The sequence below is a fragment of the uncultured Olsenella sp. genome, from assembly GCF_959602185.1.
Lineage (GTDB): Bacteria > Actinomycetota > Coriobacteriia > Coriobacteriales > Atopobiaceae > Olsenella_I > Olsenella_I phocaeensis.
On record NZ_CAUGRZ010000002.1, the window covers coordinates 172,438 to 194,177 of the forward strand.

The following is a 21,740-nucleotide window of genomic DNA, read 5'->3' on the forward strand; positions in this document are numbered from 1 at the left end:
CCATCGCCGTCGCTCATGAGGGAACGGGCCCAACGAGCGTGAGGAGCGTCCCACACACGTCCAAGGTGTCGCCGACCTGCATGCGGGCGAGGTCGTCCACCGCGCGCCCACGCAACATGGCGGGGTTCGTCGAACCCTGGTCCTCGACCACGGCGCCCCCCGACACGAGGGACACCCGCAGATGACGACGCGAGGCCGCGGCAGAATGCAGCACCACGTCGTTCGAGGGCAAGCGCCCCACGTTGAGGCCATCCTCGGGGATGGGCACCACTACCTCGAGCTCGCTGCCCCTGACCCACACCGACGGGATCCCGCTGGTCCTGGCACCCATGGGCATGCCGGACAGCTCGAGCGTCCTGCCATTCTCCTCGAGCTCGAAGGGTGGCATCCCCTCGTCCCAGCCCCGAGGCTCGTCCAGGTCGTCCTGTGGGGGCAGGTCCGGACCTGACGAGCCCGCACGGGAGAAGTCGAAGAGGCAACCGTAGCAGACGTCCATGTCCGAGAAGAGCTCCATGCCACAGCGGGGACAGCGCTTGGTCGTCTCGCCCTGGCCTTCGGGCTGGACGGGTGGTTCCAGCGCCAAGGAAGTGGTTCCGTACTCATCCATGCTCAGATACCTTCCTCTTGGGTCGGGATTCCCCTCCCGACAAATCGAACAGCTCGACATGACTGCCCTCGAGAGGCCATGGCCTCGAGCCCGCAGGCCTCTCCAGCACGGCCGCGGCACCGTGGCAGCACAGAATCGTCCCGGCGCGCAGGGCCCTCCGGACGAGGAGGACCCTCCCTCCCCCGTCCAAGAACGCGACGTCTATCGCGTAGCGCATGCCCACGCAGTGGATCGAGTGGCAGGGCATGATCACGATGGGCATGGCGTCAGGCCCCGTTCCCAAGAGCCCCCGTGCCCGTTCACAGAAGCGCTCCCTGAGCTCGAATCGGCCCAGTGTCGTCCCATCCGCGAGTCGTGCCCCCACCATGCGCCCTACCATCCCCCTCACCTACACCACCACCCCAGGCCTGAAGCGGTCGACGGTGATGGAGCGTTCGTGCCGCAGGAACGCAGGGACCCTCAGGTCGATCCCGGCCATCGAGAAGGAGCTCGGCCAGGGACGGTACGAGAGGGTGCAGGTGAACGTGGTGAGGAGGGGCGAGACGGGAAACGACACCCCCTTCCCCCTTGGCGCAGGACCTAGGTCCCCCGAGCTGACCGCCACCTCACAGCCAGATACCGGGAGCCCGTCCTCGATCGCCGCCCTCACCTGCGCGCAGGCAGACGCTACGTCCTGCTCCCTCGCGGGACTCACCCCGTGCGCGATGACGCAGTCGGGCGCGACCCTGTCGAAGGCCGCACAGGCTTGCAGGAAGCGGACCATGTTGAATGCGACGAGGGCCACCGCGATCACAATGGGAAGCAGCACCGCGAGCTCGACGACCATCTGCCCCGCCTCGCCTCGCGACACTCCGGCGTCGCTCGCCCCGGCCCATGTCCATGCCACCCTCATGTCAGCGCCCCCAAAATCGTGGCCAGGTCTATGGTCAGGGGGATGGTGGTGCCCTCCATGCCGGGAACGGGCAGTTCGGCAACCGTGAAGGTCTTGTCCCCAAGCTCGTCGGAGACCATCTGCGCACAGCGGCCCAAGAGCTCCCTGGGTTCCATCGGCAGGGCCTGCACCAGCTCCCTCACCTTGCCGACCCTCTCGAGCCCTGCCCGGTCCAAGACCTGCTGGCTGTTCACCAAGACGGGCTTTCGCAGCCTCATGTCCGCTGGCTCGAAGCCCGCAGACGTCACCGTCGCAGAGATCTTCTTGCGCAGCCACGACGCGACCCTCTCGCCGAACACGCCCCCTATGCCGTCCAGCACGTCATCCGCGACCCCCGAGACGCTCTCGTAGGACGAGCCATACGAGACGAGCAGCCTGCCCCAGATGCCCATGATGCCACCCACGAGGTCGAGCACCAGGCCCCCGTCCGAACGGGTGACGCCCTCGAACACGCTCGAGAGGACGTTGTGCCCGTCGGTCCCCTCGTCCGGGGCAAGGGTGGCGGCAGAGACGGCGGCGCCACGGGGGAGCTCTCCCTCGGAGGAGAAGTGCGAGATCCCCGCCGGCACGGGGGTGAGGTCCGGGCGAGACACCACGGCCATGCATCCGTAGGCGCCGGGAGGGCAGAGCCTCGGCCTCCCCACCGAGAGCAGCTTCATGGCGCGCTCGAACGCGCCGTCCGCACGCTCCGCAATCTCTTGCATCTCCCGTTCTGCCTGGACCTCCTCGTCCCTTGCCACCTGGTACTCGCGCGAGGCCTCCACGACGATTCTCCAGTAGTGCTCGTAGCCGTTCGATATGTTGGTGGACGCGTCCGCCACGTTGCCCATGGCCACCGCGTCCATGCGACAGTCGGGGCAGACGGCGGCAGACCCCTCGTCGATGTCCGCGAGGCTCGCAAGGCCCGCATAGGGACCCCGGGCACCGGGGCAGTCGAGCGAGCAGTGCAGCGTCCTCACGCCATCCTCGATGGTGCACGGCCAGACGACGTCGGTGTACAGGGTCGTCTCCCTGACCCCCGCCGTGGTATGGGGGAGTTCGGGCAGGTCGATCGAGCAGCCCTCCTCCGACTCGTCACAATGCGCCTCCGATGTCCGCTCGTAGGCGTAGCGAAAGAAGGCCTTGCGCGCACAGGACCTCTGGAGCTCGTCCGCGTCCGAGCCCGTCTCGCCCTCTGCCGACCAACGGGTCAAGTAGTAGTTAGCGCTGCGGAGCCGCGCGAAGTCGAAGCGCCATGACGAGGGCTCCGGATAGGACGGGTTCTGCCCTCCGGACAGGCCCGCAAGCCGCTCGGCCCGACTTCTCAGGCAATAGGGGTCGTCCACGTTGTCCGCTCGCCAGGCCCTCTCCTTTGCCGCCTCGGCACGCTCGTGGGCGGCCTGTTTCCGAGCGGACGCCTCGGCGAGCCTCCTGGCATCCTCCTCCATCTCCTCGGCGTCCAGCCCGTCGTCGAGCCCGGAGAAGTCGGACTCGCTCTTTTGGGGAAAGGGGACGGCGAGCCCCACGTAGCGCACGTCACCCTTGGAGTTGGCGGACACGCAGGACGCGGAGTTCGCCATGACCAGGGCGGGGAGGGCCGCCTCCAGGCGAGAGAGGCCCTCCGAGGCGCTGCGCGCAAAGCCGCGCCTCGCGTCGAGCACCTTCCTTCCCGCAGCAAACACCCCCGTCGACATCGCCTGGAGCGGAGGTATGGCGGCTATGACGAGCGCGGAGGCGCAGATGACGGAGCCCAGGAGCCCCATGCTCAGGACGCAGGCGTCCACCACCTGGGCGACGGTCGAATACGCCGCCACCACGTTTGACCCGGCGAGCGCCGAGGCGTCGGCCACCGCCTGCACGTCGGCAGAGCGGGAGGAGGCCCACTCGAGGGTGGCGAGGGAGAACACGAGGGAGAGGCTCACGAGGAGCGCAACGGCCACCGCCACCGTGGTATAGCCGCCGTCGTCCCGCACGAAGATGGCGAGAGGGCTCGGCAGCTCCTCTCCCCTAGTCCCAGATGGTCTGCCAACTCGCATAGCTCCCTCCCAACCACGATGGCCTCAGCCCCTCGCTTGCCCTTGCCTCGAGCACCACTCCCCGTCCGTCGCTCCTGCCCGCAAGCGCCATCGCCGCCCCGAGGAGGGGAAGCGGCCTCGCATGGCCGCGCAGGCCCACCTCGACCCGGCCGCCGGAGCTCGACACGCTAACCTCCCAGCCCTCCTCCCCTCCCACGTGAAAGAGGGGAACGTCGGGCACCGCGGCGAGCCTGCGCAGCGCGAAGGCCTTGCACCCGTCGAGGTCGGACCCATGGTTGGTGAGCGCCACGCGGGCCGTCTCCGCGGCCGCCGACCGCATGACCACCAGCGAGTAGCCAAGGCAGGCGGGCTCCAGCAGGATGGCCAGGATGAGCATCAGGGAGGGCAGCAGGACCGCCGCCTCGACGGTCGCCTGCCCAGAGGCCGAGTACGGGACGACGGGGACGAAGCCGGCCGTGACACCATCCAAGGCGCCCCTCCCTCCCGGCTCCTCAATAGAGGAGGACGTCCTGGAGTGCCGCGACGAGCCCTCCCGCGCCGAAGCCGTGGGAGGCCGCGTCGAGGGCTCCGCGCATGAGCCCGCCGCCGCTCGCTTGTCTCCAGACGGCCGCGAGGACGAGCGTGGGGACAAGGAACGCCAGGGTGACGAGCAGGTATTCCACCGTCGACTGGCCACACGTGCCCAACAGAAGAGCCTTGGCGCAAGCCCCCGTCCCCCTGAACGTCGAGCGGGCGGACCGGGCAGAACGAACACGGCCCCCGAAAAGCCGAGCCTCACAACGCATCGACCCCCTCCCCCCACTCGTCCGCCCTCAGCCGTGTGACCGCCTCCCTGCACCCACCGCCAGGCGCCGCAGAGACCTCGCACACGTCCACCCAACCATCGCCCTGCACGACGCAAACCCAGACCCTTCCCAAAAGGTCGGCATAACCCGCGCTGACGAGCACGCAACCACCCCCTTCGCGATACCTCCCGAGCAGCTCCCCGGCCAAGTCGGGCACGTCACGGGAGCCATGGACCAGGACATGGCTCCCTCCCTCCCGAGGGACGTCGGCATTCCCCTGGCCCACTTGGCCCCCGTCGCCGCCCCCGCTCCCGACGGACATACCTGGTTCGGCCTTGCCATCCGGCCACATGCCACTCGGAGGCGCGGGCGACCCGTCACCGCCACGACGAGTGCCCTCGGCATCACCCTCACCGTGCCCTCCCACCTGTCGCAGGACGGCGTCGCCCGGGACACCTCCCCTTTCCAAGAGCCGTGGGACCCCCACGATGACGGCTGCCGCGAGGAGGCAGGACGCCACCAGGACCGTCCTGCCCGTGCGGCGCAGGTGGGACTTCCTCGTCACAGCGAGTTGATGCCGTCCGAGATGGCCGTCCAGAGCTCCTGTACCTTCCCGCGAAAAGCGACGATGGCCACAATGGCTATGACCACCAGGACGCCGACGAGGATCGCGTATTCGGTCGTCCCCTGCCCGTCCTCGCTTGCGACGAGCTCGCGGGCCCGAACCGCCAAGCCAGCAACCCACACGCCAAGTCCCTGCATCTCTTCCACCTTTCTTCCCTGCCCCCGACTGGGGCGCAGCTAATGACCCAACACGAGCGAGGAGCCGAGGAGCGGCCCCAGTATCGCCAGGAGCATCGCCGGGACGATGAGGGTCCCCAAGGGGACGAGCATCTTCACCGGGACCCGCTCGATCTCCTCCTCCACCTGCGAGCGCTGCTCGTCCCTGATCGCCTGAGCCTGCCCCTCGAGGGCGTCGGCCAAAGGCGAGCCGAAGGCGAGGGCCTGGGCGACCGTCTGGGCAAAGCTTCCCAGAGCATCGACCCCCAGCTCGTCCGCCATCGCCCTCAGGGCCGCCTCGCGCGAGCTGACGCCCATGCGCCAGGAGGTGAGGGCGGACGAGAGCGCGCCCGCAAGCCGGCCCTCGTAACGTTGGCAGTAGAGCTCGAGCGACGCATCGAACGAGAGCCCGGAGAGCAGTCCCAAGGTCACCACATCGAGCATCGAGGGCATCTCGCGGAGGCAGCCCATCCGCACCCTCGAGCTGCCCGCCTGTACCCTCGCCCTCGCCACGGGTCCATAGCCCTCCACGACTTCCAGCAGTCGATTCGCAACGAGCGCCGGCCCACGGGCAGAGGGCGCACGGGCCGCCCCCCTCCCCCTGCGACCGGCATGCGGTGGCCCCAGGAGCAGAAGGCAGGCCACGAAGGCGAGGAGTGCCACCGCGCCGTGCAGGGCGATTCCAGCCATCAGAGCACCCCTCTCATCAGGCGTCGGATGATGAGCAGCGCGAGGGCGTCCATCCCTGCGGCGACCAGCACGCAGCCTGCCCCGAAGAGCGTGGCGAGCCCCGACCGGAAGTCGGGAGACACGAGCGAGAGCACCCCGATGAGAATCGCCGGCAACGCGCACACCACGCGGGCGGAGAGCCTTACCTGGGCGGTCTTGACCGCGAGCAGCCTCTGGAACTCCCCTTGGCGCTCGACCATCTGCGCCGCATGCTCGAAGAGCTCCCTCAGCGGGCTGCCCGTGCGTTGCGAGATGGTGAGGGCCGTGGCGAGAAGGCCCACGCCGGGAGCCTCGAGCTCCTCGCGGAGCGCGTCCATCGACCCCTCGACCGAGATGCCGCAGCGCAGCCTCAGCGAGACGCGAGCGAAGGCCGGTGCCACGACGTCGGGGCTGTTCGACCCCAGGTAGTCAATGGCCTGGGAGAGCGTCTCGCCCGAAGCCAGGGCCATGGCGAGGGTGCGGAACACCCCCGGCATGGCCTGCGCGAGCTCCCTCTCCCTCCTCCTCCGCGTCGATTGCGCCAAGAGGGGGACGCCCACGGCAAGCAAGAGCGCAGCCAGGGGCAGCGCCAGCCAGGTGCCAAAGAGGAGGGCGAGGACGACGCCTGCCAGGAAGCCGCCCGTGAGAAGCAGCGCGCAGGACCCCTCGCGAGAGGTCACAAGACCACCTTGGGCCACGAGGCCGCCAAACTCGTCTGCGGCAAGGCCCCAGTCATCCCTCCCGGCCAGGAGGTGGACCAGGGGGAGGGTGGCCAGGCGCTCGGCCGCGACTCCGGCAAGGCGCCTGAGCCGTCGGGTCCTCCAGCCCTCCGCACGCGCACGAGGCAGCCCGCCTCCCACGAGCGCGAAGCTCCCAAGCCACGCGCAGCCACCTAGGCCAAGGACATACGCCGCCTCCAAAGCGCCACCTCCCCCTCGTCCAAGACCCCCTCCTCCAGGCCCCGGCCCACGAACGCAGGCTCGAAGCCAAAGCTCCAGCAGCGCGACGCCTCGTCGAAGCGGACCGCCTCCTCCAGGCGCACGCCGCCGGACCCCTCCCGCGTGACCGCGTTGAGCGAGGCGATGACGCGCCTGCCGTCCGGCAGCCTCTGCGACATGACCAGGAAGTCAAGGGCAGTCGCTATCTGCTCCTCGATGATGTCGGTGGGCAGGTCCATCCCGAAGCGCGCCATGAGCACCAGGCGCAACACCGCCTCCTGCGCCGTGCCCGCATGCAGGGTCGTCAGAGACCCGTCGTGCCCCGTGTTCATGGCCTGGAGCATGTCGATGGCCTCCTCGCCGCGCACCTCGCCCACCACGATGCGGTCGGGCCTCATGCGCAGGGCGTTCTTCACCAGGTCGCGGATGCTTATCTCGCCCGAGCCCTCGATGGATGCGGTGCGTGCCTCGAGCCTGACCACGTTGGGATGGGAGTCGAACTTGAGCTCTGCGGAGTCCTCGATGGTCACGATCCTCTCGGATGGCGGTATCTCGCACGAGAGGGCGTTGAGGAGGGTCGTCTTGCCCGATCCGGTTCCTCCCGCCACGGCGACGTCCTGGCGCAACCTCACCGCCCAGCTGAGGAGCTGGGCATACCAGTCGGGCAGCGACCCCAGCTCGACGAGGCGCCCAAGCGTGCTAATCCGGTTGGAGAACTTCCTGATGGTCACCATGGGCCCGTCGATCGCGATGGGGGGCGACACGGCGTTCACGCGGTCCCCGTTGGCGAGTCGCGCGTTCACGATGGGACAGTTGCGGTCGAAGCGTCTGCCCAGGGGAGCCAGTATGCGGTCCACCACCATGAGAATCTGCTCGTCCGAGTCGAACACGGCACGCGCGGGATGAATCCTCCCCTCCCGCTCGAAGAAGAGGCCCTCCCTGCCGTTCACCATCACCTCCGTCACGCTGTCATCGTCGAGGAGCGGCTGGAGGGGACCCAGCCCGCATATGTCGTCCAGGACCCAGCCCTCGAGCTCGCCCCGCTCGTGGGGACCCAGGGTGGAGAAGTCGCCCGAGCGCAGGATCGCCTGGCACGCCACGGAAAGCTCGCCCCTGGCACGCGTGGAGTCCGCGGACGATGCCATGGACGCCACCACCTCGAGTCCCAGCCTGCGGACCAGCTCCCGCTTGAGGCGCTCCTTCAGGTCCATGAGCTCGCGAGTGCCGCGAAGTCCCCCTTGCGGCGGCTCCTCCCGTACGGAGGCGGGCGAGACGAGTGCGGCCTCCTGCTCGCGCACCATCTGCAGGACGGACATCAGCCCACCTCCCTCCTGAGCCCGAAGAGGCCGCGACGCCTCCTTCCCGGCTTGAGCTCCAGGGCATGCCTGGTCTCCTCCCCGTCGGGAAGCGCCCCCAGCTCGGCCAGCAGCTGGGCCATGAGGTACGAGACCGCCTCAGAGAACTCCGAGCGGGACGAGAGGAGCCTCTCGGTCTCCCCGGCGGCAAAGAGCTCCTCGGCCTCCTCCCCGCCGTCAGGCACCCTGAAGAGCCGTGCGCCCTCGAGCCCGGGCTCGATCCGCGCGAAGTCGACCTCCTCGTCCCCTCGCAGGTCGTCCATGTTCCTGACGCGCACGATGCGGGTGCGGGCGACGCCCAGCCTCACGGCCAAGGCGCTCGTCCTGCCCAGTGCCGCAAGGCCGCCCTGCCGGTCGTCGTGCACCAAGACCAGGCGGTCGGCAAGCTGCACCGCCTGTGCCGCAGCGTCGCTCAAGCCCGCGGGGCCATCCACCAGCACCACGTCGAAGCGTGAGCTCAGGTACGAGATCAGGGGCCTCACCAGAGGCGACACGAGCTCCGCCGTCTCGGGGCGCTCGCAGGGGCCCCAGAGGTACACCTCGTCCATGCAGCGGGCGCAGCCGCGGCCCATCTGCTCGGGCGTGGGCGGGACCTCCCCCGCCAACCGGGCGAGGTCCACGGGATGTCCCACGCCGAAGCGCGTGTGCAGGTCACCGCAGCCGAGGTCGAGGTCGACCAGGGCGACACGCAGCCCCCAGGACGACATGACCGCCGCGGCGGAGGCGACGAGCGAGGTCTTCCCCACGCCACCCCTGCCCGAGGCGAAGGCGAGGACCGGCGCGCGCTCCCCGGCCGGTAGCCCAACGCCTCCCTCCGCGGGCACGCCACGGGCAGGCAGGCCCGTCTCGCCCTGCCCCCGGCCGCCAGCTGCGCCGACCCCCTCCCGATGCGTGGGCGAGCGTCCCGACGGCACGCCGTCGGCGCGCCCCGACTCGGGGACGGAGCCTCCCATGGGCCCGCCAAGGCCCGTTGCGTCTCCATGCGCAGGACGGTTGTCGCACGTGCACGCATCCCCAGCGCCGAGCGGATGGCCTCCCTCTGCCTGCCGCCCCAGGGACCCCGCCGCGCGACCCCTCGCGCTGGACGTTGATGAGCCCCCGGGACGGCCAGACGACGTGCCAAGCTCGTCCAGGTCGATGACCCGGTCGATGCCCGCCCGGGACGCACGCGAGCGCAATGACCCGGAGACCTGCCTGCCCACCAGGACCACCTCGCTCGCAAGGCCGTCTTGGGCCAGCGCCGCGGCGAGGTTGACGTCAGACACTCCCCTTCCCGTCAGCCCCACGATGGCACCGACGCTCTGGGGCTCCTCCTCCCGGAAGCGACTCCGCATCTCGGTCGCGTCATCGGCGAACGAGAGGACCGCGAAGGGCTCGACCGACCTGAGGGCACGGGCAACCTCCGCCCTGCTGCCACGTGACGTGCATCCCAACCAAAGCTCGCTCATGCCCGCACCTAACCCTTCCTGTCCTTCTCCCGACCCGGGCCAGACCCTTCCGGGGCGGCCCCCTTCGCCTGGCCCGCAGCACCGTCCTTCCCGTCCGACCCGTCCTTGTCGGCACCCGCCTGACCTGGCTTGGACGGTTTCTCCTCACCGCCAGCCCGCACCCCCTCGACAGCCGGGGAGTCGGCGGGATCCTCGAGCTCCTCCGGGGCCTTGGCCGTCTCGGCCCCCTCGCCGTCCCGGACGTCCTCCGCGGGGAGCACCAGCCTCAGGTCGCCCTTCGCGCTGGACGAGAGGACCGCCGACACGTCCTCGGGAAGCACGGCCAGGCCCAACTGACCCGAGCCGGCGATGGGAGAGGTGCCTGGGGAGGAGATGACCTGCATGTCACGGGCGAGAAGCTCCGACCCCGTGTCGCCCACGCGATAGGCGATGACCTGGGAGCCCACGGCGACGTTGCGCGAGATGCCCAGCTTGTCGGTGATGGGAAGGGAGAGGCCGACGTGTCCCGCGGGAACCTGGGCCGAGTCAGACGCGTTCCTGAACGCAAGCTCCGTAACCGGGGCGTTGCGTGCCACCGGAACGCTCACCTCACGCCCCACGACGTCCTCCAGCCGGGTCGCGGCACCCTCCGGCGCGAGCGCGGCCGCCCAGTCGCGCACGGCCACGTCCGCCTGGCCAACAACCTGCCCAGGCTCCAGGCCCTCCCCCGCCACCACCAGCCCCACGATCTCCCCGCCGTAGCGCGCGATGGCGTCGGAACGCGCGCGGTCGGCCTCCTCGCGCACGCCCTGCACGTAGACGTGGCAGAGGAGAAGTGCCAGGACCGCGCAGGCGGAGGCGAAGACGACCCTGAACCTCAGCGACATGCGAACCCCTCCCCAGACGACTTCCCCAGGGCAACTTCGCCCGTGAGGAAATTGTCACGCCAGAGGAGGGGTCCGCTCGCGTCCTTGGAAATCGGGCTGGCACGAAGCTGGCGCATAGCTAGCAGGCAGCTGCGCGCATCTATGGTCTGAGCAGGCGTTTGTAGAAAAGTCAGAGGACCACGTCTGGATCCAGGACGCCCAGGGAGGAGCGCATCTCGCCCGCGAGGGCGACGTAGGCGTCGTATTTGGGGCGGCGAACGGCACCAGACTCGAGAAGCGCCCTCACGGCGCAGCCGGGCTCGTGCGTGTGCGTGCAATCGCGGAAGCGGCAGTCGCGAGCCGCGTCGGCGAGGTCGGGGAAGACCAGAGCAAGGCCCCTTTCGTGCCCCACCAGGGGCAGGCTCCTGAGTCCCGGCTCGTCCACGACCACCCCTCCTCCGGGGACGCTCACCATGCGTCGGGCGACCGTGGTGTGGCGCCCCGCGTCATCGGAGGCCCGCACGCTCCCCGTCTCGAGCGAGTCGTGCCCGAGGAGGGAGTTGAGGAGGGTCGACTTGCCCGCCCCGGACTCGCCCAGGACGATGGCGACGGAACCACGGGGCACCAGCTCCAGGACGCCACCCAGGCCCCAGCTCGCCCCTGCCGCGAGGGCGGCCGCCTCCAGGCCCGGGCGACCTCCCGTCGCGGGCTCCACGGAGCAGCTGGCGCAGACCGGCACGTCTTCGCCCAGGACCGCGCGGATGGAGCCGACGTCGCGGGAGAGGAGCGACGACCCAGCCCTGTCCGCCTTGGTGAGGACCACGGCCACCCGGCAGCCGCAGTCGCAGGCGATCACGGCAGAGCGCACGATGCGGTCGCAGGGGACGGGCGTCTCCCCCAGGGCCTGCACGACGAGGACGACGTCGACGTTGGCCGCAAGGGTCTGGCGCTCGCCCCGAGAGCCACCGCGCCAGCGGGCGATGTCGCTCTCGCGCGGGAGGACCTCCTGGATTATGCCCATGTCATGGGCGGGCGGGCGTCGCAGGGCCACCCAGTCGCCCACCGCGGCGCGCCCCTTGCTGGCATCCACGCGGCCGGCCTTCGAGAGCGCCACGGCGAACTCCGCCCTGAACGCCCCCTCCCGGCAGAGAACGACGGGGAAGCCCCGGTCCAGGCGCACCACGCAGCCCAGGCTCAGCTCGCCCTCCCCCTCGCGGCCGCCCGCAGTCCCCTCCCTGGCCATGATTCCAGCAAAGGCGGCCTCCTGGCGTCCGCTTGCGCGCAGCTCGGAGAAGTCGGGCAGGTCGGCAAGGGAGAGGGGCCCCGACGGGAGCCCCATGCCCCCGCCGACGCCCCTCTTGGCACGCCTGCCTCTGTCGTTGCGACGACCCAACGCTTAGGCTTTCGCCTTGTCGACGCGGCGCATGATGGCCTTCTCCAGCTCGACGATCGGGATGATCAGCGCGGCGAGGCCTATCGAGATGGCGTAGTGGACGAGGTCCAGCTCGGCGAAGTCGAAGGCCTCGGAGAGCGGCGTCTCGATCACCACGAAGGTCAGGAGCAGGGCCACGACGAAGGCGCCCCAGAGCCAGAAGTTCTGCTTCTTGAGGGTGAAGACGGACTCGCGGCGGCTGCGCATGTTGAGCGAGTGGAACATCTCGACCATCGAGAGCGTAAGGAAGGCCATGGTCATGCCCTCGAGCCCGCTGCCGTTGCCCGCGACCACGTCGGCCAGGGATACGCCCTCCGTCGCCAGGCCGATGAAGTAGGCGCCGAGCGTCAGCACGGCGATGATGGTGCCCTGGACGATGGTGTCGAGGCCCATCCCGTTGGAGAAGATGCCGTCCTTCGAGTCGCGGGGCTGGCGCTCCATGATGTTTGGCTCGGCACCCTCGGTCGCCATGGCGAGAGCGGGCAGGGAGTCGGTGATGAGGTTGATCCAGAGCAGGTGCGTGGGCTCGAGCAGGGTGAAGCCCATGAGCGACGCGACGAACACCGTGATGACCTCGGCCAGGTTGGAGCTCAGGAGGAACTGGATGCACTTGCGGATGTTGTCGTAGATCCGGCGACCCTCTTCGCAGGCGTTGATGATGGTCGCGAAGTTGTCGTCTGCCAGGACCATGTCGGCGACGTTCTTGGTGACGTCGGTGCCGGTGATGCCCATGCCCACGCCGATGTCGGCCTTCTTGATGGAGGGGGCGTCGTTGACGCCGTCACCGGTCATGGCGACGACCTTGTCCTTCTTCTTCCAGGCGTCGACGATGCGCACCTTGTGCTCGGGCTGGACGCGGGCGTAGACGCCGAAGCGCTCCACCTCGTCGGCGAGGTCCTCGTCCGAGATGCGGTCGAGCTCGGCACCGGTGATCGCCTGCTCGCGGCTCTCGATGATGCCCAGCTCGCGGGCGATGGCCACGGCCGTGTCGATGTGGTCGCCCGTGATCATGACCACGCGGATGCCGGCGGAGTGGGCCTCCTCGATGGCCGCCTTCACCTCGGGGCGGACGGGGTCGATCATGCCGGAGAGCCCGACGAAGGTGAGGTCCTGCTCGAGGAAGCCGGGCTCGAAGGACTCGGGCATCTCCTTGCCCCAGTCGCGCCGCGCCGAGGCCATGACGCGCAGCGCGCGGTCGGCCATGGCCTTGTTCTGCTCCATAATCCGGGCGCGCAGTTCGTCGGTCATGGGCACGACGCCGTCCTCGCTCATATAGCGGGTGCAGCGGGCCAAGACCACGTCCGGGCCGCCCTTGGTGTGCTGCTCGTAGCCGTCGTGGTCTTTGACCACCACCGACATCATCTTGCGGCCGGAGTCGAAGGGCGCCTCTCCCACGCGCGGGCGGCTCTGGGCCAGCTTGGCGGTGGTGTAACCCTCCTTGGCGGCGTCTGCGACGAGGGCGGCCTCGGTGGGCTCGCCGGTCGCCACGCCAGCGGCGTCGTCCCACTTGGCGTCGGAGGCCAGCGCCATGGTGCGCACGTGGGCCGTAAGGTCCTCGGTCGCGTGCTCGACCACGGTCATCTTGTTCTGGGTCAGAGTGCCCGTCTTGTCCGAGCAGATGATCTGGGTGCAGCCCAGGGTCTCGACGGCGCTGAGCTTGCGGATGATGGCGTTCTTCTCGCTCATCTTGGTGACGCCCATCGAGAGGACGATGGTCACGACGGCGACCAGGCCCTCGGGGATGGCGGCGACGGCCAGGGACACGGCGATCATGAAGGTGTTGAGCACCAGGCCGAGGTCAGAGATGAAGCCCAGGCCGTGCTTCACGAAGCCGGTCAGGAAGACGATGGCCGAGATGGCGACGACCAGGATGGTGAGGGCCCGCGAGAGCTCGTCGAGCTTGACCTGCAGGGGCGTCTGCCCCTCCTCGGCCTGGGCCAGGGCGTCGGCGATCTTGCCCATCTCGGTATCCATGCCACAGGCGACCACGACGGCGCGGCCGCGGCCGAAGACGACGGTGGAGCCCATGTAGCACATGTTCTTGCGGTCGCCCAGGGGCACGTCGTCGGCGCCCTCCTCGAGGGAGATGACCTCGGCGTGCTTGGTGGCCGGCACGGACTCGCCCGTGAGGGCCGCCTCCTCGATCTTCATGGAGGCGCTCTCGAGGATGCGGCAATCCGCCGGGACGGAGTCGCCCGCCTCGAGGATCACGATGTCACCCACGACCAGCTCGGAGCTCGGCACGCTGACGACCTTGCCGTCGCGGACGACCTTGCTGGTGGCGGCTGCCATCTCCTGCAGGGCGGCAAGCGCCTCCTCGCTCTTGGCCTCCTGGACCACGCCCAGCACCGAGTTCAGCACGACGACGAACATGATGATGATCACGTCGGCGAAGTCGGCCTCGCCCTGGACGATGCCCGTCAGGGCCGAGATGACGGCCGCGATGATGAGCATGATGACCATGGGGTCGGCCATCTGCTGGAAGAAGCGCTTCCACAGCGGGTCCTTCTCGGCCTCCTTGAGCCTGTTGGGCCCGTTCTGCTCCAGGAGCTCGGCGGCCCTGCCGACACCGAGCCCCTGCTCCTCGTCCGCGCCGCACTCCTTGAGCACGTCCTGCGCGGGAACCAGATACTCTCTCACTGCTATCCCCCCTGGGTCTGGTGGCGGCCCCCTGCCGCCACGGCGACGCACCTGGCAGATTGATGCCCGATCATAATTCCCCAGGAGGGGCAAGGGCTCACCAAGGTTGCCGTGCCAGGCACCTTATAAGCAAGACATTGTACATGCGAGAGGGCACTCGCCGTACCACGGGAACGTCACCGTTCCACGGAAAGCTCGATGTGGGTGGTTTTCTCGGCGAAAAGCACCCGGAACCACCCACTTCTTGCCCCAAGTGGCAGGTGAAGCACCCACATCGCCCCTCTCGCGGCAGAACGTGCGGGCACCCCTCTCGCGGCAGGACGTGCGGGCACCCCTCTCGCGGCAGGACGTGCGGCATGGGAGCCACGCCCCGGCGCCGTGCCCCCACCCACTCGTCCTAGTCCCAGAACTCGTCCGCGAGGATCTTGAAGCAGACCTTCCGTATGGGGCCGGACTCCATGCCCGCCGGGGCCAGGTTGGGCATGTGCGGCTCCCCCACCACGAAGAGGACGAAGCGCCCGTGGCCCAGCTCCCCGCCGAACTCGTCATCGTTTCCCACCGCCACATCGAGGTACTGCTTGTCCACCCCCTCGTCGTAAGGCGAGAGGGGCTCCGTCGCTCCCGGGGTCACGAGAAACGCCTCGTGACCCTCGACGTCCACCTGGAGGTCCATGTAGCGACGGTGCGCCTCGTAATGCGCGTCCCCACGCCTGCGCGTGGTGGCGTCCTGCGCCAGCGCGAAGACCCTGTCACCCAGGATCTCGTGCCTGCCTGCCTCGAGGGCACGGTAGTCGTTCTTCCCCAACCAGTCGATGAGCACGTCAAAGCCTCTGTAGAGGCCACCGTAGCGCTCGACGCCAGCCATGCCGTCATAGATCATGTCCCTCTCCTCCACCTCGGTGCGGGCGCCACTCCTCGGCGACGCCCACGCCATCTCGTCAGGACCGGTTCCGTGCCAGCCGCTTGGGCTAGTGGGCGCCCACCTCGCCGGAGGTGGGGTTGTAGGTGCCGCCGCCGCGCTTCTCTCCCATGACGTCGGCCTCGCTCAGGGTGACCCACTTCACGCCCTTGCGGGTCTCGTACGCGTACGCAAGGTGCAGCATGCCGTCGGCGGCCTGCATGATGCAGGGGTACTCGTACTGCATGTTGTTGGAGCGGTTCTCGTCGCCCACGTAGCCCTGGCCGCGCTCGATGTGGCGGATCAGCGGGAAGGTCTTGCAGCCGTCCTCGGAAAGCGCGATGGAGACGGGGCAGCGCAGGCCCGGCCAGGCGCCCTTCTGGCCGTAGGACTGGGGCGCGCTGGAGTGGTTGTAGGCCACGGCGACGCGGCCGCTCGCGAGCTTCACGGCGCAGATGCCGGAGTTGTTGTTGGGCAGCGGGGTGGGAACGGGCTCGGTCCAGCTGTCACCGAAGTCCGTCGACTCGCTGCGATAGATCCAGTCCGCCTCACGGGAGCGCATCAGGCACACGAGGTGTCCGTCCTCGAGCTCCACGACGGTGGGATGCACGCGGCCTGCGGAATTGGGGACCATGACCTGGCGCCAGCTCCTTCCCTCGTCGTCAGAGATCTGGAAGGCGGAGGGGTCGCCGGCAAGGCCGGAGGCGGAGTCGGTGCACAGCCAGTTGCCATAGACCCAACGGCCGTTGGAGAGGACCTGGATGGGCTGGCGGGAGAAGGTGCCCTCCTCCGGGAAGACGACCTCGGGCTCGCTCCAGGTCAGGCCGTCGTCGACGGAGACCTGGCGCTTTACCACGGCGGTGTACTGCATGTTGTCCTTGCCGGGCTGACGACCCAGCTGGGAGGTGTACATGCACCAGATCTCGCCGTTGGGAGCAAGGAAGAGCGAGGGGTTCTGGTCGCTGCGGTCGTCGTCATGGGATACGTACGTGGGCTCGCCCCACTTGTCGGAGCCCTTCTCGAGGCGCGAGATCACGACGTTGATGTCGGTGTCACCCTCGTAGGTGCCGGCGAACCAGCAGCAGAGGATGGTGCCCCTGGGGGTCTCGACCAGGCCAGGGCCGTGAGCGGTGGTCCAGGGGCCGGGGTTAACGAAGGCCTCCGTGATCTGCATCTCGCTGTCGTAGTAGACCTGTCCGTCAGGCGTGAGCCTCTCGAGCGTCTTGATTGCCATGGGACCCCTCCTCGCGCTAGGCGCTGACCGGCAACTTCATGACGATCTTGCGGTAGTGGTGGGGAGCGTCGACGTGCGAGATGGCCTTGTGACCGTCGCGCGGGAACGCTGCCCAAAACATGCCCTCGCTCACCAGCATGTGGTGGTCGCGCCTGCCATCGAAGCGCTCCTTGTCGCTCTTCTCGTCATAGGGAATCGCGGTGGTGAGGTCGGCCAGCTCCTGCCAGGCGATCTCCTCCTCGCCGTCCAGCAGAATCTGGACGTCGATGAAGTGGCGGTGCGCCTCGAAGGTGCCCTCGCCCAGCGGTTTGGTGTCGCCCTCCTGGATCATGAAGTGGCCGCCCTCGAACTCGTAGCGCCCGACCTCCAGGGAGGCAGCGTCCCGAATGGCCTCCAGCCCATTCTCGAGCTGGGGAAGCAGGCTCGCATAGCTGCGGATGTTCTTGAAGTCGTCAACGATCATGGAAGTTCCCCCTCTTTGCTTCTGTGGTGGCTGGCGACGCCGGAGCGCCGCAGCCCAGACGGAGCCACCCCTCGGAGCTGCTGAGGGGTGGCACTGGATTGGAACCTAGGCAGGGAAGACTATCAGTGCACCGGCGGTGAGGAAGACCAGACGGACGAAGTACTGCGGGATGGTGAACTTCCAGAACTCCGCCATCGTGTACTTGCCCATGCCGAACGCCATTGCTGGCAGGCCGTCGATGGGCATGTAGTGGCCGGCCCAGCCGGAGAGCGTCACGGCAACGGCGGCGGCCATGGGGCTGATGCCCATGCCCTGGCACACGGCGATGGCCAGCGGCGCAAAAATCATGACCGTGCCGACCTGCGAGCTGGTGAAGCAGGCAAAAGTGGAACAAAGCAGGGCGAAGATGAAGACGACTGCAAACGCGGGAATGTTGGTCCCGAGGGCGTTGGCGACGGTGGTGCCCACGAGGGTGGAGAGGCCCGTGTCGGCGAGGCAGTTGGCCACGGGAATGACGCCGGCGGTCATAAGGATGATGGGCGAGAACAGGTTGTCACGGCACTCGGTGAAGTCGAGTACGCCTATGAGTACCATGACGATGGCGGCGACACCGGGAATCATGTAGGCGAGGGCACCGATGCTGTCCACCATCATCATCGCGACGATCGAGATGACGAAGGCGATGATGACCGTCCGCTCCTTCCAGGCCGGCATCCGCTCGGCACCAGTGTCGGCCAGAGCTGCGGCGTTCTCGACGGTGGGCTCGGCCACGGGGTGGGAAGGCAGGAACTTGTATCCAATGATGGCCCAAACGAGGAAGCCGGCGGAGAGGAACAGCGAGACGATTGTGAACTGTAGCATGGTCAGGTTGTCGGAGCCGAAGCCGGATGCGGAGAGGACCGAGATGGCGACGCCGTACTGCAGGGCCACGTTGATGGGGATGAGCGGGTGGTTCGACGCGATGCCCAGCGGAAGCATCAACTTGGAGCCAGGAAGCTTCTCGTTGTAAGGCATGGTCACGACGAGCGAGAAAATCAGTACGTAGAAGGCGGTCGAGCCCATGCCGACGATGGAGGCACCCAGCATGACAACCAGGAGGAGCAGAACGTAGCTCTTGAAGCCACCTCGCTCGACGAGCCTGGCCATGGTGCTCTTGACCTTGAGGATGAGCGAGGTCTTCTGGATGGCCGCGAGAATGACCATGAAGAAGGCCAGCATCCACACCGTCGAATTGGTGAAGCCGGCGAAGGCGTAGCTCACGTCGCCCAGGCCGAGCAGCACGATGAGGATGCATGCCGCGATAGGCGGCAGACCAAACGGGAGCACATCGAACATGATCATGAGAATCATGGCGACGAGAACGACGAGCGAAAGGATCATCGCGGTAGTCATTCTGCTCTCCTTTCCAGTTTTCTGCCGTCTTTTTGACAGCAGTCCCTAGGCGACCGGCCTCCCGGCCGCCCCGCTACCAGATGGTTCTTGACGCTCGTGGGGCTAGTCCCTTGCCTTGGCCTCCCTTCCCGCTGCCATGCGCAGGGCGTAGTCGATCGCGTTCACGAGGCTGAGCTCGTTGGACGTCCCCTTGCCCACGAGCGCGAAGCCGGTGCCATGGTCGACGGAAGTGCGGATGATGGGCAGGCCCAGCGTGATGTTGACGCCCTCGACGGCCTTCCACTGGTTGGTCGCGCGGTCGATCACGAAGCCGAGGACCTTAGTGGGAATGTGGCCCTGGTCGTGGTACATGCAGACCGTCACGTCGTACCAACCGCCGTTCATCTCGGAGAAGACCGTGTCGGGCGGGACGGGGCCGATGGCATCGATTCCCCTGGCCTTCGCCTCCTCGATGGCAGGCTCGATCTCTTCGATCTCCTCCCTGCCGAAGAGCCCGTGCTCGCCGCAGTGCGGGTTGAGGCCGGCGACGGCGACGCGGGGCCTCTCGATGCCCAGGTCGAGGCAGGCCTGGTTGGCCAGCTCGATGCACTCCAGGACGCGGGCCTTCTTCACGCGGTCGCAGGCCTCGCGCAGGCTCACGTGGGTGGAGACGTGCACCACGCGGAAGTCGTGGTGGGCGAGCATCATGGTGTACCTCTTGGTGCCCGTGTAGGTCGCGTAGATCTCCGTGTGGCCGTCGAAGTGCATGCCTTGGGGTGCCAGTGCGAGGTTCATGGCCTCCTTGTTGAGCGCGTTGGTCACGGTGGCGTCGACCTCGCCCGCCATGGCGAGCTCTATAGCCCTCTTGACGCTCTGGAAGGCGGCGTTCCCGCCCTCGGCACTGACCTCGGCGAGCTTGAACTCCCTGACGTCCCTGATGAGGTCGAGCTGGTAGACGTCTATGGTGCCGGCCTCGAACTTGGCCTCTCCCACGCTGCGCACGGGGTTGACCCCGATCTCGGGATGGTTCACGAAGCCCTTCGCCTGCTCGAGCATCTTGGCGTCGCCCACCACGATGGGACGGCAGCGCTCGTAGAGGGAGGGGTCAGAGAGCGCCTTGACGGTGATCTCGGGGCCGTTGCCCGCGGGGTCGCCCATGGTTATGCCCACGATGGGCAGGTAGGTCTGGGCCATCTCTAGCACACCCCCTTCGCGCGGTCCTCTTCGAGGGCCTTCCTCAGGGCGCCCATGCCCTCGTCGGAAAGCTGGTTGAAGGGGGCGCGGCACTTGCCAACCGGATAGCCCAGCAGGTTGACCGCGAACTTCACGACGGTGTTGGGGTTGCCGTACTTGAAGACGCTGCGCAGGTTGGCCACGGCGTCCTGGCAGGCCTGGGCAGCGTCGAGGTCGCCGGAGACGAAGTTCTCGTAGATCCCCACCATGTTCTTGGGGTACACGTTGGCACAGCCCGCGATGGAGCCCGTGGCCCCGTGCTGGAGGGCGCGCAGGATCAGCGCGTCGTTGCCCGAGAGCACGGAGAAGCCCTTGCCCGCGGTGAGGTCGATGTAGGCCTTGAGGTTGTCCCAGTCGCCCGAGGAGTCCTTGGCGCCCACGATGTTGTCGACCTCGGAGAGCCTTGCCACGGTGGCGGGCTCAAGGGCGTTGCCCGTGCGCATGGGGATGTTGTAGAGCACGATGGGCATGTCCACCGCGGCGGCGACGGCCTCGTAGTGGGCGACGAGCTCGGCTTGGCTCGCCTTCGCGAAGGAGGGCGTGATGACGGAGAGGACGTCGGCGCCGAGGTCCGCGGCCATCTTGGATTGCTCGATGGTCTCCCTCGTGCTTATGCAGCCCGTGCCCGCATAGACGGGAACGCGTCCCGCGACATGGTCGATGACGGTCTTGAGCACGAGGCGCTTGTCCTCGCCGTTCAGGATGTAACCCTCGCCGTTGGTGCCGAAGCAGAAGATGGCATGGATGCCCGCGTCGATCTGGCGGTCCACCTGGCGGCGCAGCTCGTCCACGTTCACGCTCTCGTCCTCGTTGAACGGCGTGACTATGGGAACGATGATGCCCTTTACGTCCACGTCCCTCATGGCATGCTCCCCTCTCTTGACCTTGTGGAAGTCCTACATGACCCTCTGATAGATGGCGCGTGCGTCGTCGGCGGTGATCTCGCGCATGTTGTTGACCAGGAGGCGCGTCACCTGCATCCCCGCGGCCACGAGGCCGTCGAGGTCCTCGGCGGGAACGTCGAACTCGCGCAGGCTCGTCGGAATCTCGAGGTGACGGACGATGTCGCCCATCCAGGCGACGAGCGCCTTCGACTTCTCCTCCTCCGTCTCGAGCTGCCTCTCGCCGTGGTACACGCGGTCCCACGCCGCGGCGAAGCGGCTGCGGCAGACGGGCTCGTTGAACTCCATCACGGGGACCAGCAGCATGGCGTTGGAGACGCCGTGGGCGATGTGGTACTTGCCGCCCAGTGGATAGCTCAGCGCGTGCACGCCCGTGGTGCCGGAGGCGGTGATCGCGACGCCGCCATAGAAGGCCGCGCCCTGCATGGCGTTCTTCTCGGCCAGGGCGCTCGGGTCGTCGCAGGCTGCCTCGATGTTGTTCATGATCAGGTCCAGGCCCTCGAGTGCGAAGGTGTCGCTGAAGGGGTTGGCCTTGTTGGAGGTGAAGCACTCGATGCAGTGGCAGAGCGCGTCCACGCCCGTCGCCGCGGCGATGGGGCGGGGGAGGTTCTTGGTCATCTGCGAGTCGAGCACCACGTAGTCGCAGATCAGGTTGTCGTTCACGATGCCGATCTTGAGCTCACGCTCGGGCACGCCCACGATGGCGTTGGGGGTGCACTCGGCGCCGGTGCCCGCCGTGGTGGGAACCACCAGGATGGGCACGCACTTGCGGGCGCGTCCGGAGTCGTCCAGGAGCTCCTTGACGCCGTATTCGTCGGTGACGAGCACGCTGGCGAGCTTAGCCGCGTCCATGACCGAACCGCCGCCGCAGGCGACGATGAAGTCGGCACCCATGGACTTGAACTCGTCGATCACCGATTGGACGGCCATGTAGCTTGGCTCGGCCGGCAGGTCATCGAAGACCCGGTACTCGATGCCACTCGCCTCGATCTGCTCCTCGACCAGGTCGAAGAGGCCGATCTTGCGGATGCCCTTGTCGGTGAAGGCGGCAACCTTGGTCGCGCCCGCGCCCTTCAGGACCTCACCGATCCTTCCCAGCGCGTCGACGCCGCTGTAGACCGCCTTCGGGAGCTTGAGGTTGTACGTTTCCAGCAT

General features: G+C 68.0%; 22 protein-coding genes. All 22 read right to left on the reverse strand.

Going from position 1 to position 21,740, the window contains the following annotated elements; translation table 11 throughout:
* Positions 1–13 precede the first annotated feature (13 nt).
* Complete coding sequence (locus Q5923_RS02575) at positions 14–607, reverse strand: FHA domain-containing protein (RefSeq protein ID WP_303131952.1); 594 nt, start codon at positions 605–607, stop codon at positions 14–16.
* Positions 600–995 carry a hypothetical protein gene (locus Q5923_RS02580; protein WP_368501938.1) on the reverse strand — a complete coding sequence of 132 codons (396 nt, stop codon included), beginning with the start codon at positions 993–995 and terminating at the stop codon, positions 600–602. Before Q5923_RS02580 ends, Q5923_RS02575 begins: the two co-directional genes overlap by 8 nt.
* Positions 996–1,499 carry a hypothetical protein gene (locus Q5923_RS02585; protein WP_303131954.1) on the reverse strand — a complete coding sequence of 168 codons (504 nt, stop codon included), beginning with the start codon at positions 1,497–1,499 and terminating at the stop codon, positions 996–998.
* Complete coding sequence (locus Q5923_RS02590; protein ID WP_303131956.1) at positions 1,496–3,553, reverse strand: hypothetical protein; 2,058 nt, start codon at positions 3,551–3,553, stop codon at positions 1,496–1,498. Before Q5923_RS02590 ends, Q5923_RS02585 begins: the two co-directional genes overlap by 4 nt.
* Positions 3,525–4,022 (reverse strand): TadE family protein, encoded by a 498-nt coding sequence (locus Q5923_RS02595; protein ID WP_009279670.1) that lies wholly within the window; start codon positions 4,020–4,022, stop codon positions 3,525–3,527. Before Q5923_RS02595 ends, Q5923_RS02590 begins: the two co-directional genes overlap by 29 nt.
* 22 nt (positions 4,023–4,044) lie before the next feature.
* Entirely contained in the window at positions 4,045–4,239 is a 195-nt protein-coding gene (locus Q5923_RS02600) for a hypothetical protein (protein WP_156439405.1), read from the reverse strand.
* A gap of 88 nt (positions 4,240–4,327) precedes the next feature.
* A complete protein-coding gene (locus Q5923_RS02605; protein ID WP_129583148.1) occupies positions 4,328–4,903 on the reverse strand; it encodes a hypothetical protein in 576 nt (191 codons plus the stop codon).
* The gene (locus Q5923_RS02610) at positions 4,900–5,100 is read right to left on the reverse strand and encodes a Flp family type IVb pilin (RefSeq protein ID WP_009279672.1); all 201 of its coding nucleotides are present in this window, start codon (positions 5,098–5,100) and stop codon (positions 4,900–4,902) included. The genes Q5923_RS02605 and Q5923_RS02610 overlap by 4 nt, the downstream gene beginning before the upstream one ends.
* A 39-nt stretch (positions 5,101–5,139) precedes the next feature.
* A complete protein-coding gene (locus Q5923_RS02615; protein WP_072499841.1) occupies positions 5,140–5,808 on the reverse strand; it encodes a type II secretion system F family protein in 669 nt (222 codons plus the stop codon).
* Entirely contained in the window at positions 5,808–6,746 is a 939-nt protein-coding gene (locus tag Q5923_RS02620; protein ID WP_083558253.1) for a type II secretion system F family protein, read from the reverse strand. The genes Q5923_RS02615 and Q5923_RS02620 overlap by 1 nt, the downstream gene beginning before the upstream one ends.
* On the reverse strand, positions 6,719–8,080 hold the full coding sequence (locus Q5923_RS02625; RefSeq protein ID WP_072499840.1) for a CpaF family protein: 1,362 nt from the start codon (positions 8,078–8,080) through the stop codon (positions 6,719–6,721). Before Q5923_RS02625 ends, Q5923_RS02620 begins: the two co-directional genes overlap by 28 nt.
* Positions 8,080–9,567 carry a P-loop NTPase gene (locus tag Q5923_RS02630; protein ID WP_303131960.1) on the reverse strand — a complete coding sequence of 496 codons (1,488 nt, stop codon included), beginning with the start codon at positions 9,565–9,567 and terminating at the stop codon, positions 8,080–8,082. The genes Q5923_RS02625 and Q5923_RS02630 overlap by 1 nt, the downstream gene beginning before the upstream one ends.
* An 8-nt stretch (positions 9,568–9,575) precedes the next feature.
* Complete coding sequence (locus tag Q5923_RS02635) at positions 9,576–10,433, reverse strand: SAF domain-containing protein (RefSeq protein WP_009279677.1); 858 nt, start codon at positions 10,431–10,433, stop codon at positions 9,576–9,578.
* Positions 10,434–10,602: 169 nt separating this feature from the next.
* Positions 10,603–11,805, reverse strand: a complete 1,203-nt coding sequence (locus Q5923_RS02640) for a ribosome small subunit-dependent GTPase A (protein WP_303131961.1) — start codon at positions 11,803–11,805, stop codon at positions 10,603–10,605.
* A 3-nt stretch (positions 11,806–11,808) separates the two neighbouring features.
* Positions 11,809–14,484, reverse strand: a complete 2,676-nt coding sequence (locus Q5923_RS02645) for a cation-translocating P-type ATPase (protein WP_303131962.1) — start codon at positions 14,482–14,484, stop codon at positions 11,809–11,811.
* Positions 14,485–14,881: 397 nt separating this feature from the next.
* Positions 14,882–15,364 (reverse strand): YhcH/YjgK/YiaL family protein, encoded by a 483-nt coding sequence (locus Q5923_RS02650; RefSeq protein WP_303131963.1) that lies wholly within the window; start codon positions 15,362–15,364, stop codon positions 14,882–14,884.
* An 88-nt stretch (positions 15,365–15,452) separates the two neighbouring features.
* Positions 15,453–16,616, reverse strand: coding sequence for an exo-alpha-sialidase (locus Q5923_RS02655; protein WP_303131964.1), 1,164 nt, complete (start codon positions 16,614–16,616; stop codon positions 15,453–15,455).
* Positions 16,617–16,632: 16 nt separating this feature from the next.
* A complete protein-coding gene (locus Q5923_RS02660; protein ID WP_303131965.1) occupies positions 16,633–17,079 on the reverse strand; it encodes a YhcH/YjgK/YiaL family protein in 447 nt (148 codons plus the stop codon).
* 105 nt (positions 17,080–17,184) lie between these two features.
* Positions 17,185–18,471 carry an SLC13 family permease gene (locus Q5923_RS02665; protein WP_303131967.1) on the reverse strand — a complete coding sequence of 429 codons (1,287 nt, stop codon included), beginning with the start codon at positions 18,469–18,471 and terminating at the stop codon, positions 17,185–17,187.
* Between the two features lie 102 nt (positions 18,472–18,573).
* On the reverse strand, positions 18,574–19,644 hold the full coding sequence (gene pdxA, locus Q5923_RS02670) for a 4-hydroxythreonine-4-phosphate dehydrogenase PdxA (protein ID WP_303132013.1): 1,071 nt from the start codon (positions 19,642–19,644) through the stop codon (positions 18,574–18,576).
* A gap of 2 nt (positions 19,645–19,646) precedes the next feature.
* Positions 19,647–20,546: a 4-hydroxy-tetrahydrodipicolinate synthase gene (gene dapA, locus Q5923_RS02675; protein WP_303131969.1), complete on the reverse strand. Its 900-nt coding sequence runs from the start codon at positions 20,544–20,546 to the stop codon at positions 19,647–19,649.
* 33 nt (positions 20,547–20,579) lie between these two features.
* Positions 20,580–21,740 (reverse strand): iron-containing alcohol dehydrogenase, encoded by a 1,161-nt coding sequence (locus Q5923_RS02680; RefSeq protein ID WP_303131971.1) that lies wholly within the window; start codon positions 21,738–21,740, stop codon positions 20,580–20,582.

Bases quoted from the DNA above. Each gene is read 5' to 3' on its own strand.
- Q5923_RS02635 (WP_009279677.1), bottom strand. From the start codon at position 10,433: ATGTCGCTGAGGTTCAGGGTCGTCTTCGCCTCCGCCTGCGCGGTCCTG.
- Q5923_RS02590 (WP_303131956.1), bottom strand. From the start codon at position 3,553: ATGCGAGTTGGCAGACCATCTGGGACTAGGGGAGAGGAGCTGCCGAGC.
- Q5923_RS02615 (WP_072499841.1), bottom strand. From the start codon at position 5,808: ATGGCTGGAATCGCCCTGCACGGCGCGGTGGCACTCCTCGCCTTCGTG.
- Q5923_RS02625 (WP_072499840.1), bottom strand. From the start codon at position 8,080: ATGTCCGTCCTGCAGATGGTGCGCGAGCAGGAGGCCGCACTCGTCTCG.
- Q5923_RS02575 (WP_303131952.1), bottom strand. From the start codon at position 607: ATGGATGAGTACGGAACCACTTCCTTGGCGCTGGAACCACCCGTCCAG.
- Q5923_RS02655 (WP_303131964.1), bottom strand. From the start codon at position 16,616: ATGGCAATCAAGACGCTCGAGAGGCTCACGCCTGACGGACAGGTCTAC.
- Q5923_RS02660 (WP_303131965.1), bottom strand. From the start codon at position 17,079: ATGATCGTTGACGACTTCAAGAACATCCGCAGCTATGCGAGCCTGCTT.
- Q5923_RS02665 (WP_303131967.1), bottom strand. From the start codon at position 18,471: ATGACTACCGCGATGATCCTTTCGCTCGTCGTTCTCGTCGCCATGATT.
- Q5923_RS02610 (WP_009279672.1), bottom strand. From the start codon at position 5,100: ATGCAGGGACTTGGCGTGTGGGTTGCTGGCTTGGCGGTTCGGGCCCGC.
- pdxA (WP_303132013.1), bottom strand. From the start codon at position 19,644: ATGGCCCAGACCTACCTGCCCATCGTGGGCATAACCATGGGCGACCCC.
- Q5923_RS02680 (WP_303131971.1), bottom strand. From the start codon at position 21,740: ATGCTGGAAACGTACAACCTCAAGCTCCCGAAGGCGGTCTACAGCGGC.
- Q5923_RS02585 (WP_303131954.1), bottom strand. From the start codon at position 1,499: ATGAGGGTGGCATGGACATGGGCCGGGGCGAGCGACGCCGGAGTGTCG.
- Q5923_RS02650 (WP_303131963.1), bottom strand. From the start codon at position 15,364: ATGATCTATGACGGCATGGCTGGCGTCGAGCGCTACGGTGGCCTCTAC.
- Q5923_RS02630 (WP_303131960.1), bottom strand. From the start codon at position 9,567: ATGAGCGAGCTTTGGTTGGGATGCACGTCACGTGGCAGCAGGGCGGAG.
- dapA (WP_303131969.1), bottom strand. From the start codon at position 20,546: ATGAGGGACGTGGACGTAAAGGGCATCATCGTTCCCATAGTCACGCCG.